The organism is Neobacillus sp. DY30, assembly GCF_030123065.1.
Classification (GTDB): Bacteria; Bacillota; Bacilli; order Bacillales; family Cytobacillaceae; genus Neobacillus.
In genome coordinates, this window is the sequence record NZ_CP126093.1 from 6,126,548 (window position 1) to 6,139,711 (window position 13,164).

Below are 13,164 nucleotides of genomic sequence, written 5' to 3' on the forward strand. Positions count from 1 at the left end.
CAAAAAGATTTTACTTGTTAAATAGAATAATACAGTTAACCAAAAAAAAGAAGCATAAACTACTGTTCATGCTTCACCAATATTTTCTTCATTTTCCTTGAAAATTCGCGTCTTGGAATCATTACACTATGTTCGCAGCCTTCACATTTGATCCGAATGTCCATTCCCATACGAATGATTTTCCAGCGATTGGTACCGCATGGATGCTGCTTTTTCATTTCAACGACATCATTTAACCCAAATTCTTTTTCTTCCATTGAATACCTCTCCTTTTAAACACTAGGTTCATTGATATTTCCAGAATTCTTTGAGTACATGACCATACGCGGATATGGAATTTCTATTCCATGCTCATCTAAACATTGTTTGATATCCCGTTTTATGTTCCTAGATACAGCCGCATGTTTCATTGGCAATGTTTCCGCAACAATTCGCAATACAACTTCTGATGGTCCTAAGGTTTGAACGCCCAAAAGCTCAGGCGTCTTAGTTAAGGCTTCGTATTGTTCAGGCATTTTTTCAAGTAAATCCCTTATAATATTTTGCGTCTTTTCAATATCCTCTTCGTAAGCGACTGATATATCGATGATAGCAAGGCTATTGTTTAAAGAGAAATTAGTAACTTGAATGATACTTCCATTTGGTAAAATATGGACTTCTCCTGTCCAACTTTTTAACTTTGTTGTTCTTAAACCAATTGCTTGAACGGTTCCTTCAAATTGATCAATTCGCACATGATCCCCGACTGAAAATTGATCTTCAAAAATAATAAAGAAACCAGTAATTACATCTTTTACAAGACTCTGTGCACCAAACCCAACGGCAAGACCGACAACTCCTGCTCCTGCAATTAATGCCTTTACATCAATGGTTAGGACAGACAGAATCATCATAAACGCTATAAAATAGACAACATACGTAAGAACATTATCGAGCAGTTTTGCTAAAGTTTCTTCCCTTCGTTCTGATGTCTTTAAAGGTGATCGAGTTCTTAGTTTAAAAACGTTATCAATGGCCATACTTCCCAATTTAATTAAGATTTTAGTTACAATTAAAATAGCGATAATTTTAAGAAAACCTTCGCCAATAGCCAGCCATGTATCTTCATTTTGAAATTTGTCAACAAATCTTTGAATAATTCTTTCTGTTGAAGTCATTTAAACATCCTTTCCTCACCCTGATGACTCAAATTCATTTTATCAAGTTTTCCCTGTACTTTATAGTATTGTGATTTATTCCTTTTTTCAACTGGAATATCTTTGTCAACCTACGTATAGATTTTCAAAATTTTCCGTATACTGTTAAAAAAATAAACTGGTCACAATTAAGGAGTGTACTTATGAATCTGAAACCTAGTTTTTTTGATAGGAGGGCAAATACGGGGCGGATACCTCATGATGATTTTCAGGCTGTTGAAAACTTAGCCATAGAATTGCTTAAGTTTCTGCCACGGGCACGCAATCGCCCCATCGTATTTGTTTGTATTGGAACAGACCGCTCAACTGGAGATTCATTAGGACCACTTGTTGGATCACTTTTAGAGGAGAAGGATGTTCCATCATTTCATGTTTATGGCACATTAGATGAACCGATTCATGCCGTCAATTTAAGTGAACGTTTGCAAGAAATAACATTAAAGCATCTTGACCCTTACATTATTGGTATCGACGCATGTTTAGGAAGAATGAAAAATGTTGGAATAATCCAGGTAGCTGATGGACCTGTTAAACCTGGAGCAGGTGTAAACAAAGAGCTTCCCGCAGTCGGTGATATCCACATAACGGGAATTGTTAACGTAAGTGGCTTTATGGAATTTTTTGTGTTACAAAATACTCGATTAAATCTAGTGATGAAAATGGCAAAAACGATTGCAAATGGGATTTATCAAGCAAGTATTCTCCATTCCAAAGGAAGAATTCAGGAATTAATTCAAGAGGACCAAAAAAAGACCAATTAGAAGAGCAACAGGGAATCAACCTGGTTGCTCTTTTAATATTTACAAATGCTGTAATTTTCACAAAAATAAACGATATAAATAAAGAACAGTGACAATAATTCCTGTCACAACAATAGCAGGGAGGAGGTTGGCTACCTTTATTTTTACTAATCCTGTTAGATTTAAACCGATAGCAAAAATCATGACACCGCCTGTCGCCGTCATTTCGACAATGAATTGATCCATCAATACCTGTGGTATAAAGGTGTTAATTTGCGTGGCGAATAATGCAATCAACCCTTGATAGAGCATGACTGGAATAGCAGAAAAAATGACGCCTACTCCAAGGGTAGTGGTTAGGATAATGGATGTAAAACCATCAATAAGCCCTTTTGTATACAAGACATCGTGATCACCGCGAATACCACTGTCAAGTGCTCCAATAATGGCCATAGCTCCAATTACAAAGATTAAGGTTGCTGTTACAAAACCTTCAGCGATACTACCTTTTCCAGTTGAACCTATCCTGCTGGAACCCATTTTCTTTTCCAGCCAAAGACCCAGTTGATTAAGCTTTTCTTCCAACTGCATGAGTTCCCCAAGCACAGCTCCCATGACTAAACTTATGATTACAATAAGGAAATTTTCGCTCTTTAAGCCCATCTGCAATCCTAAAACGATTACCGATAATCCAATGGCATACATGACTGTTGTTTTCATGCTGTCAGGAATCCGGTTTAAAAGTTTTCCAATTAGTACACCGACAATAATTAATAACCCGTTTACAAGCGTTCCTAATAAAAACATCTGCTATTCACCTATTCTTCGATTCTCGAAATTTATAATAGTATTAAACTATCACTTTTTACTAGAGTTTGAAAGATATTTTTTTGTGAGGCTGTGTTAAATAGGGCTGTTGATTTGCGCTCCAATCAACAGGTTCTAAAAGCAACAGTCTTCATTAACACAGCCTTTTATAAAAAAATAAACCATCCAATGATGGTTTATAGTGATTCTTCTTGGCCAAGCATTTCTAGTATACGTTCTAGGTCTTCTTGGGAGAAAAATTCTATTTCTATTTTGCCTTTGTTTTTCGTCTGCTTGATGTTTACAGTTGTTCCGAACCGTTCACGAAGGGAGTGTTCCCGTTCCTGGATAAAGACATCCTTCTTCTTTTCAGGCTTTTTTGTTTCACGTGGAACATTTTCGTTTAGATGTTGAATAATTTTTTCCAATTGGCGTACATTCAATGATTCTTGAATAATTTTATCTACTAAGGCTGGCAGCTTTGCTTTTTGGCGAAGGCCCAAAAGCGCACGGCCGTGGCCCATGGAGATTTTCCCATTAGAAATGAGTTCTTGAATCTTAGGAGGCAGAGAAAGCAGCCTGATATGGTTTGCTACATGCGGCCGGCTTTTACCTAAACGCTTTGCTACTTCTTCTTGGGTAAATTTCAACTTTTCCATTAAAGTTTGGTAGGCTTGTCCTTCTTCAATAGGGTTTAAATCTTCCCGCTGCAGGTTTTCTAAAACCGCTAATTCCATCATTTGCTGTTCTGTTAAGTCTCTGACTACTGCAGGTACTGATTCCAGTTTTGCCTCTTTTGCTGCCCGAAAACGTCTCTCACCCACAACAATTTCATAGCCTTTAATACTTTTGCGTACGACAAGAGGCTGAAGAATTCCATGCTCTAAAATAGAGGCTTTTAATTCATCAATAGCTTCTTGTTGGAAGGTTTTCCTTGGCTGGTAAGGATTGGGCCGCAATTCTTTTAAACTAATTTCTTGGACAGTCTCTTCCTTACCGGCTTCGATAGTTGTAAAGAATGCATTAATGCCTTTTTTCCCTAGACCTTTAGCCATTTGAGACCACTTCCTTTGCTAGATCTAAATAAACTTCTGCGCCGCGTGATTTCGAATCATACGTAATAATTGGTTCTCCATGACTTGGAGCCTCACTTAGACGTACATTCCTAGGAATAATGGTTTTATATACTTTATCTTGAAAATACTTCTTCACTTCTTCAATTACTTGAATGCCTAAATTTGTTCGGGCATCGAGCATCGTTAATAAAACACCTTCTATTTTCAAGTCCTGGTTTAAATGTTTTTGTACCAGCCTAACAGTATTTAATAGCTGACTTAATCCTTCAAGAGCGTAATATTCACACTGAACTGGAATTAATACAGAGTCAGAAGCTGTTAAGGAGTTGAGCGTTAACAACCCAAGTGAAGGAGGACAATCGATAATAATATAATCAAATTGGTCTTTCACATCTTCAAGTGCACGCTTTAATCGTACCTCTCTCGAGATAGTAGGAACAAGCTCAATCTCTGCTCCTGCAAGCTGTATAGTAGCTGGTATTGCATATAAGTTTTCAACACATGTTGGTTTAATAACATCCTTTGCTTCTACATCGTCTACTAAAACATCATATATGCACTGTTGTACATCTGCCTTTTCGATACCAATTCCGCTCGTTGCATTCCCTTGTGGATCAATGTCTACTAATAAAACCTTTTTCCCAATGTATGCTAAGCAGGCGCCTAGATTGACAGAGGTAGTTGTCTTTCCAACCCCGCCTTTTTGATTCGCGATTGCAATCGTTTTGCCCACGGTGTCACCTACCTTGTTTCAAATAAAATACTTAACTTCTACTCATATAAACTAGTAAAACCTGTTATGTTAACAGGCAAAACTAATAAATTAAAATTTCCATGCTATTTATTTTAACATGAAACTGATTTGTTGTTATTTTTTTTCATAAAATAATAATGATGAATAAAAGTATTAACTGCCATAAATTAACAGGGTATCGAGAGGTCTATTGAGCTCTGCCCCAATTAAAGAGCGCAAAAATAAAAACCAAACTGCTTTTAGTCTGGTTCCATTATGTGAATATTTTATTTTTTCTTTGGTATTTTTATGGTAAATTGATAATACTCTTCAAATTCTTCTTCTTGTGAGTCGAGAGTGATACCGTTATCTGACACCATGGTTAATGATTGTCTAATGGTATTTACAGCAATTCTCATATCCTTGCTGAAGGCTTTTCTTTTTGGTTTTGGTTTTTGATTCTTTTCTTCTAGCAGGCGAGCCACTCGATCCTCTGTTTGCTTGACATTAAGATTTTTATCTATAATATCTTGTAGAAGCAATACCTGTTTCTCTGGATTTTTAAGTGGAATCAGTGCTCGGGCATGCCGTTCTGTTATTTCCTTATTTAACAAGGATTCTTGGATTGGCTGTGGCAGCTTCAGAAGACGGAGCTTATTGGCTACTGTCGATTGCCCTTTTCCAAGACGCTGAGCAAGCGCTTCTTGCGTTAAGTTATGCAGTTCGAGCAGTTTACCATAGGCGATAGCCTCTTCAATCGGTGACAGCTCTTCCCGTTGTAAATTTTCAATTAATGCGACAGAAGCCGTTTCTGTATCAGAATAACTTTTTATAATTGCTGGTACTTCTTCCCAGCCTAGCTTCTTCATGGCACGCCAGCGGCGTTCACCGGCAATAATTTCATAATTTCCATCAAACTGTCGGACCACAATTGGCTGAATGATTCCGTGTGTATGGATTGTTCGTGATAACTCCTCTATTTTTTCATCGTCGAATACGGTTCGAGGCTGAAAACGGTTAGGAACAATACTTTCAATCGGAATCTTTTTTATTTCTTCATTTTTTACAACATCTAGTTCTTGTTCTAGCTCTTTTTCAAGCTCTTTTTCTAACTCAACCTTTTGATCTCCCTTTTCGCCGAGGCCAAAAAAGCGTGAAAACGAATTCTTCATCCCCAACACCACCTTTACGAAACTCCCTATTACTTATTCTCTATTATACTGTTTTCTTCCTGCCAAACCTGTAGTTTTATTTATGCAAAAATTTCCTTTACTATTCGATTGGCATTTTACCAGGGGTTCCTGGTTTTCGCGGATATTTTTTCGGCGTTTGTTTTTCCTTTTTAATAACAAGTATATTTCTTTCACTTTCTTCCATAGGTAAAGTGAAAGTATGCATTTGCTCTAATCGTCCTCCAAGAGTCGTAATCGCTTTCTGACCCACGGTTAACTCATCGTTTGCATGAGCTGCTTTCATGGCAACAAAATGTCCTCCTACTTTTACAAGAGGAAGGCAAAGTTCGCTTAGAACAGACATTCTTGCAACTGCCCTTGCTGTTACGAGGTCATAAGACTCGCGATGAGCTGGATTGACACCAAATGTCTCAGCACGATCGTGGATAAAATGAACCTTTTCCAATTTTAATACATTGGCTAAATGATTTAAAAAGTTGATTCGTTTATTTAATGAATCCACTATTGTGACCTCTAAATGAGGAAAAGCAATTTTTAAAGGAATACTTGGAAATCCCGCACCTGCCCCTACATCACAAAGATGGAGGGGCTGCGTGAAGTCAAAGTAAAAAGCCGCAGAGATGGAATCATAGAAATGTTTTAAGTAGACATCCTCTTGATCAGTGATGGCAGTTAAGTTCATTTTTTCATTCCACTCCACTAAGGTGTGAAAGTATTTATTAAATTGGTCTAGCTGCTCATCGCTAAGGGGAATCCCCTTCTCAAGAAGCATAGCTTTGAATTGTTCGATGTTCATCAGCAAAACTTCCTCTTTTTGTAAATATTATGGACTTTGTTAAAAGGTTCTGTTGATTGGAGCTCCAGGCACTTCGCTCCAATCAACAGAGTGCCAAAATAAATTTTCAGCTTTAACATAGCCCAATTATAGGCTACTCGTTCTTGCAATTTTTCCTTGTTCTAAATAAACAAGCAGGATGGAGATGTCTGCTGGGTTTACGCCAGAGATTCTTGATGCTTGTGCAAGTGATAATGGTTTGATTTGCTTTAGCTTTTGCTTTGCTTCTGTTGCTAGTCCTGAAATAGAATCATAATCGATGTTTTCAGGAATCTTCTTATTTTCCATCTTCTTTAAGCGTTCAACTTGCTGAAGTGATTTTTCAATGTAGCCTTCATATTTAACTTGAATTTCAACCTGTTCTTTTATATCTTGATCTAATTTCACTTCACTAGGTGTCAGACTTTCGATATGTTCATAGGTCATTTCCGGCCGCTTCAATAAATCAGATGCAAGAATTCCATCCTTAAGCTCACTGCCGCCAGTGCTTCGAATAAGCTCCTGAACTTCGGCTGAAGGTTTTAATCTGATGGATGCAAGTCTTTCCTTTTCTGCTTCAACTGCTGCCTTTTTCGCTAAAAATCTTTGATAACGTTCTTCAGGTATAAGACCAATGGAATAACCAATGTCGGTTAATCGTAAATCTGCATTATCATGTCGTAATAGAAGACGATATTCGGCTCTGGAAGTGAGCAGACGATACGGTTCGTTTGTCCCTTTTGTAATCAAATCATCTATTAACACACCGATATAGGCATCTGAACGACTTAGGATTAACGGATCCTTTCCAAGTGCACTTAGACCAGCATTAATTCCTGCGATAATCCCCTGTCCCGCTGCTTCTTCATAACCCGAAGTTCCATTAATCTGACCAGCAGTAAACAGGTTTTTTACCACCTTTGTTTCAAGTGTCGGCCAGAGCTGAGTCGGATCAATGGCGTCATACTCAATTGCATATCCAGATCTCATCATTTGAACATTTTCTAAACCTGGTATGGTTTTGAGGATTTGCTGCTGAACATCTTCGGGTAAACTAGTCGACAAGCCCTGCACATAAACCTCTTGCGTTTTTCTTCCTTCAGGCTCAAGGAAAATTTGATGACGCGGCTTATCGTTAAAACGAACCACTTTATCTTCAATCGATGGACAATAACGCGGACCCGTTCCTTTTATCATTCCAGAATACATTGGTGAACGGTGAAGATTTTGGTCAATTAACTGATGAGTTTGCTCATTTGTATAGGTCAGCCAGCATGGAAGCTGGTCAGTAATATATTGAGTCGTTTCATATGAGAAAGCTCTTGGAACTTCATCGCCAGGTTGAATTTCGGTTTTACTGTAATCAATTGAATGACTATTAACCCGTGGCGGTGTTCCAGTCTTAAAACGAACGAGTTCAAATCCAAGCTCTTCCAAATGCTCTGATAACTTAATGGACGGCTGTTGGTTATTTGGACCGCTTGAATACTTCAGTTCACCGAGGATAATTTCGCCGCGAAGATAGGTACCAGTCGTTATTACAATTGTTTTGGCACGGTAAATCGCACCTGTTTTAGTAATAACCCCAACACAAACACCATCCTCAACGATTAGTCTTTCAACCATTCCCTGAAGTAGCGTCAAATTCGGTGTTTCTTCAATTGTTTTTTTCATTTCGTACTGGTAGTCAACTTTATCCGCTTGTGCCCGCAGTGCACGCACTGCCGGACCCTTCCCCGTATTCAACATTCTCATTTGAATGTGTGTTTTATCAATATTTCTTCCCATTTCACCGCCAAGTGCATCTATTTCCCGGACAACTATTCCTTTTGCCGGTCCGCCAATTGATGGATTACATGGCATAAAGGCCACCATATCAAGGTTAATGGTAATCATTAATGTTTTTGCACCCAAACGTGCCGCCGCGAGGCCTGCTTCACAGCCTGCATGGCCTGCCCCAATGACGACAACGTCAAAATTACCTGCTTCGTATGACATCTCTTTCCTCCTCTTTCTAATACTACTGTCTAGCTCCAGCGCCTAGCCCCTCGAGGTCGCTTCGGTCCATCCGAAGAAGTCAAAAAGCGCGACTTCTTCAGCTGGCCCTCCAGCGCTTGTCGGGGCTGAACGAGGCGCTTCCGCTTTTCTTATTTACCTAAACAGAACTGTGAAAATAACTGATCAATTAGGCTTTCGTGCACACTATCACCTATAATTTCCCCAAGAATCTCCCAAGTTCTTGTAACATCGATTTGAACGATATCAATTGGCGTTCCCATTTCTACTCCATTAATGGCTTCTTCTATGGTATGCAAACTTTGCCCAATCAAAGCAATATGGCGGCTGTTTGACAAATAGGTCATATCGCCAGCATCAATGGATCCGGCAAAGAATAAGGAGGATATCGCCTCTTCAAGCTCATCGACCCCGCGGTCTTCCAATAAGGAGGTCGTAACGATTTTATGCTCCGCTGCCAGTTCCTTTACACGTTCCATATCAATTTGCTGCGTAAGGTCTGTCTTATTAACGATGACAATAACATCCATCCCTTTAACAGCCTCAAAAAGATTTTCATCCTCTTTTGTGAATTGGTCAGCGTAATTTAACACTAACAATATTAAATCTGCTTCTTTTAAAACCTGTCTAGATTTTTCTACACCAATTCGTTCAACAATATCTTCCGTCTCTCTTATACCCGCAGTATCTAATAATCTAAGCGGTACACCGCGAACATTGACATACTCTTCAATTACATCACGGGTTGTCCCAGGAATATCCGTAACAATTGCCTTATTTTCTTGAACAAGACTATTCAATAAAGAAGATTTTCCGACATTTGGGCGCCCTACGATTACAGTAGAAAGACCTTCACGCAATATTTTTCCTTGCTGAGAAGTTTGCAGCAGTTTTCTTAACTCATCTCGAACATAAGTGGCTTTTTCCAACAACATAGTATGTGTCATTTCTTCAACATCGTCATATTCGGGATAATCTATATTTACTTCGACATGTGCGAGTATTTCTAGTATTTCCTGACGCAAGGCCCTAATTAACTTTGATAATCGACCTTCCATTTGTCCTAAGGCCACATTCATCGCACGATCCGTTTTGGCTCTGATTAAATCCATTACTGCTTCTGCTTGAGATAAATCAATCCTGCCATTTAAAAACGCCCGTTTTGTAAATTCACCTGGTTCAGCAAGTCTAGCACCATAGGATAGTACATGCTGCAATACCCGATTAACAGAAACAATCCCGCCGTGACAATTTATCTCAACTACATCTTCTTTCGTAAAAGTTTTTGGTCCCTTCATAACCGACACCATTACTTCCTCAATTACTTGGTCCTTCTTAGGATCAATTAAATGACCATAATGAATCGTATGAGTTGGTACCTCTGTTAACCTTTTACCGCCGACGCCTCTAAAAATTTGGTCAGCGATTTTAATGGAATCATCGCCACTCAACCGTACAATTGCAATTGCTCCCTCACCCATCGGCGTCGATATGGCAGCTATCGTATCAAATTCCACTACTTTCACCACTCTTTAATAAATTAATCTATATAAAAACGAAGTATTTTTACTCCAAATTATTAGAATACCACATCTGATCTGGTCTGAAAAACTAGAAATCCTAGTATTACTTTATCCACAACCCTTAAAATGTCTACCTATTATTTTAACTTATCCACATGTGAATAACAATAAAACAAGAGTTTTCATATAATTGCTATAAACAAATGTTTAAATTTAATTTTCGACAACAAAAAAAGACATCCTTCGAACAGGATGTCTTTAACTGATTTTATTTGACGGGTGAAATTACAATATGTCTATATGGATCTGAACCGTCAGAAAAAGTTTTCACTCGTTTATTCTCTGATAAAGCTGTGTGAATAACTTTACGCTCGTAAGAAGGCATTGGCTCCAAAGCAACATCCCTGCCAGTTTTAACCGCCTTAAGTGCAAGACGATGGGCAAGTTGGATCAGCGTATCATTTCTTCGATTTCGGTAATCCTCAGCATCTAAAATAACTGTTAAGTATTGGTTAGAAAAACGATTAATGATGAGCTGTGTTAAATACTGAAGTGAATTTAAAGTTTGTCCTCTTTTGCCAATTAGCAGAGCAATTTTTTCTCCAGTCATAACAAATAGAACTTGTTTTCCATCACGCTTAACCTCAATTTCAATAGGAGCTCCCATTTGTTCACTAACTTGAAGCAGAAATTTCTTAGCCTCTTCAATTGGATCAATAATGACTGTAACCTTTACGACAGCTGGGCGTGATCCAAAGATCCCAAAAATACCCTTTTTACCTTCATCAATAATAGCTACATCTGTGCGGTCTTTTGTTGTGTTTAACTGAGCTAAAGCTGATTCCACTGCTTCATCGACTGTTTGTCCGGTAGCAGTTACTTGTTTCACTTTTTTGCTCCTCCCGCTTTACCGGATTCTTGTGCCTTTTTTAAATCCGGTCCTTTTATGAAATAAGTTTGCACAATCATAAAAATATTACCCACTACCCAATACAAAGAAAGAGCTGCAGGGAAATTAAAAGCAAAAATGACAATCATGATCGGCATCATCCAAAGCATCATCGCCATTTGCGGATTATGCTCTTGTCCGGCCATCATCAATTTTTGCTGAATAAATGTAGTAATACCCGCAATAATCGGCAGGATATAAAACGGATCCTTATCACCAAGGTCGAACCACAGAAAACTATGATCTGCAATTTCCCTTGTTCTTGAGATAGCATGGTAAAATCCAATCAGAATTGGCATTTGTACAATTAGCGGGAAACATCCTGCCATTGGGTTTACACCGTGCTTTTGGAAAAGCGCCATCGTTTCCTGCTGTAATTTTTGCTGTGTTTTTTGATCTTTTGAACTATACTTCTCTCGAAGCGCCTTCATCTCTGGCTGCAATGCCTGCATTGCTTTAGAACTTCTTGTCTGCTTGATCATCAGCGGCAGTATCGCTAAACGAATCAGAATCGTAACGACAATTAGTGATAAACCAAAGCTTCCTCCCAAGATTTCCGCACCTTCCACGATCAACCAAGAAAGCGGGTAGACAATGTATTCATTCCAAAAGCCTGTACTTTCAGCATTAATTGGCTTATTAATTTCTGTACATCCTGAAAGAAAAAGAATAACAGAAACAACGCCAATTAAAAGTAATATTCGTTTTTTCAACCGAATTTTCCTCCTTGAACAATATATATATACTCCTTAAGTATCAATACCTTATATTAATAGAGCCATGGATATATTTCATAGGTATTTTACCATCTTTTAACTTAATTTGCTTCTTAATTTTATGATGAATACAACATTATTTTGAATCTACCTTCTTTTGAAAACCTTACCAACTTTAAAGACATGAGTTAAACTCTTTTTCACTTCAAAAAAGTCCATATCCGCCGCAGGCTTTCTAGCAATAATGACGTAATCGTTTCCTGGGACAATCTGATCTGATAGTTCAAAAACAGCTTGTCTTATGTATCTTTTTATTTGATTTCTAGTTACAGCATTTCCTATTTTCTTGCTGACAGAAAGACCGATCCGAAAATCCTCTTGATCCTCTTTCTTCAGACTATAGACAACAAACTGCCGATTAGCAAAGGATTGTCCTTTCTGGAATGCCTCTTGAAATTCTTTATTTTTCTTTACCCGTAATTCTTTCTTCATAGAAAACACCTTCCATCTACATTAGGAAAGATTTTATTAGAAAAAAGACCACTGATGTTTCAGTGGCCTAAGCTGATAATACTTTTCTTCCTTTTTGGCGACGGCGTGCTAGAACTTTACGTCCGTTTGCACTGCTCATACGACTACGGAAACCGTGAACTTTACTGTGTTTACGTTTATTTGGTTGATATGTTCTTTTCATATATGACACCTCCCTGAGGAATAGCTGTTAAAGACAGTCTAATTTATTATAAAGACGGACCTCTATATTGTCAACCTACCCTTAAAATATTGTTCCCGTGTTAATAAAATTATTTACCCCTAGTCCATATCGGAACCACTTTTATATTTAATCCTAACTTTTTGCAAAAAATTAATCTGTGGATATTTTTTTCGACTTTTTTTCAACCATTTCACAAGATATTGACAGTTTTTGCACAGGACACACTACTTGTGGACAAGTTTCAACCACATATTGTTACAGTTGTGGATAAACGGTTAAAAGGCATTGCACACCTGCCTTTTATCTGATATTATATTTGTGTTTTCACTCTGAATAACTTCGTCTCTTAATTCCGTTATCCACAATTTGTGGATAACATGTGGACAAGTTATTCTAGCATACTGCAGAAACTTGTCCACAAGCCGTGGATATTGTCGAAACTCCACTTTATTTCCTATAATATGTTTTTTCCACAACCATTGTTTCGTATATTTATAAATTAGTAGGTTGTACAGCTTGTATAACGTGTTTTTTCACGGAACTTTTGCCGAATTTGTTATTAGGTTGCAAAAAGGATACTTCAGAACTCTTTGTGAAAAAATATCTCTATATATGGAGTTTAGACAGAAACGAACCTGCAAATGCATTTGAATAAATAGATAGATAAAAAAAAGGAGGGACAACCG

At 37.9% G+C, this 13,164-nt stretch carries 14 protein-coding genes; 1 reads left to right on the top strand and 13 read right to left on the bottom strand.

Features of this window, described 5'->3' with window-relative positions; all coding sequences use genetic code 11:
• Positions 1 to 59: 59 nt before the first annotated feature.
• Positions 60 to 257, bottom strand: coding sequence for a DUF951 domain-containing protein (locus tag QNH29_RS30210; RefSeq protein WP_045519309.1), 198 nt, complete (start codon positions 255 to 257; stop codon positions 60 to 62).
• Between the two features lie 15 nt (positions 258 to 272).
• Positions 273 to 1,157: a mechanosensitive ion channel family protein gene (locus tag QNH29_RS30215; RefSeq protein ID WP_283862911.1), complete on the bottom strand. Its 885-nt coding sequence runs from the start codon at positions 1,155 to 1,157 to the stop codon at positions 273 to 275.
• 182 nt (positions 1,158 to 1,339) lie between these two features.
• Between QNH29_RS30215 and yyaC the strand changes: the two genes are divergently transcribed.
• Positions 1,340 to 1,957 carry a spore protease YyaC gene (gene yyaC / locus QNH29_RS30220; protein WP_283862912.1) on the top strand — a complete coding sequence of 206 codons (618 nt, stop codon included), beginning with the start codon at positions 1,340 to 1,342 and terminating at the stop codon, positions 1,955 to 1,957.
• 57 nt (positions 1,958 to 2,014) lie between these two features.
• Here yyaC and QNH29_RS30225 read toward each other — a convergent pair whose 3' ends face one another.
• The 11 genes from QNH29_RS30225 to rpmH all read right to left on the bottom strand — a co-directional run bounded on the left by QNH29_RS30225 (position 2,015) and on the right by rpmH (position 12,457).
• A complete protein-coding gene (locus tag QNH29_RS30225; protein ID WP_283862913.1) occupies positions 2,015 to 2,743 on the bottom strand; it encodes a DUF554 domain-containing protein in 729 nt (242 codons plus the stop codon).
• Between the two features lie 197 nt (positions 2,744 to 2,940).
• Positions 2,941 to 3,798: a ParB/RepB/Spo0J family partition protein gene (locus QNH29_RS30230; RefSeq protein WP_283862914.1), complete on the bottom strand. Its 858-nt coding sequence runs from the start codon at positions 3,796 to 3,798 to the stop codon at positions 2,941 to 2,943.
• Positions 3,791 to 4,552 carry a ParA family protein gene (locus QNH29_RS30235; protein ID WP_283862915.1) on the bottom strand — a complete coding sequence of 254 codons (762 nt, stop codon included), beginning with the start codon at positions 4,550 to 4,552 and terminating at the stop codon, positions 3,791 to 3,793. The genes QNH29_RS30230 and QNH29_RS30235 overlap by 8 nt, the downstream gene beginning before the upstream one ends.
• A 287-nt stretch (positions 4,553 to 4,839) precedes the next feature.
• Entirely contained in the window at positions 4,840 to 5,724 is an 885-nt protein-coding gene (noc, locus tag QNH29_RS30240; protein ID WP_283862916.1) for a nucleoid occlusion protein, read from the bottom strand.
• Positions 5,725 to 5,824: 100 nt separating this feature from the next.
• Positions 5,825 to 6,541: a 16S rRNA (guanine(527)-N(7))-methyltransferase RsmG gene (gene rsmG, locus QNH29_RS30245; protein WP_283862917.1), complete on the bottom strand. Its 717-nt coding sequence runs from the start codon at positions 6,539 to 6,541 to the stop codon at positions 5,825 to 5,827.
• Positions 6,542 to 6,667: 126 nt separating this feature from the next.
• A complete protein-coding gene (mnmG, locus tag QNH29_RS30250; RefSeq protein ID WP_283862918.1) occupies positions 6,668 to 8,557 on the bottom strand; it encodes a tRNA uridine-5-carboxymethylaminomethyl(34) synthesis enzyme MnmG in 1,890 nt (629 codons plus the stop codon).
• 149 nt (positions 8,558 to 8,706) lie between these two features.
• Positions 8,707 to 10,092 carry a tRNA uridine-5-carboxymethylaminomethyl(34) synthesis GTPase MnmE gene (gene mnmE / locus QNH29_RS30255; protein WP_283865786.1) on the bottom strand — a complete coding sequence of 462 codons (1,386 nt, stop codon included), beginning with the start codon at positions 10,090 to 10,092 and terminating at the stop codon, positions 8,707 to 8,709.
• 274 nt (positions 10,093 to 10,366) lie between these two features.
• The gene (gene jag, locus QNH29_RS30260; RefSeq protein WP_283862919.1) at positions 10,367 to 10,987 is read right to left on the bottom strand and encodes an RNA-binding cell elongation regulator Jag/EloR; all 621 of its coding nucleotides are present in this window, start codon (positions 10,985 to 10,987) and stop codon (positions 10,367 to 10,369) included.
• A complete protein-coding gene (gene spoIIIJ, locus QNH29_RS30265) occupies positions 10,984 to 11,760 on the bottom strand; it encodes a YidC family membrane integrase SpoIIIJ (protein WP_283862920.1) in 777 nt (258 codons plus the stop codon). Before spoIIIJ ends, jag begins: the two co-directional genes overlap by 4 nt.
• 150 nt (positions 11,761 to 11,910) lie before the next feature.
• Entirely contained in the window at positions 11,911 to 12,255 is a 345-nt protein-coding gene (gene rnpA / locus QNH29_RS30270) for a ribonuclease P protein component (protein WP_283862921.1), read from the bottom strand.
• Between the two features lie 67 nt (positions 12,256 to 12,322).
• A complete protein-coding gene (gene rpmH / locus QNH29_RS30275; protein WP_063255153.1) occupies positions 12,323 to 12,457 on the bottom strand; it encodes a 50S ribosomal protein L34 in 135 nt (44 codons plus the stop codon).
• Positions 12,458 to 13,164 lie beyond the last annotated feature (707 nt).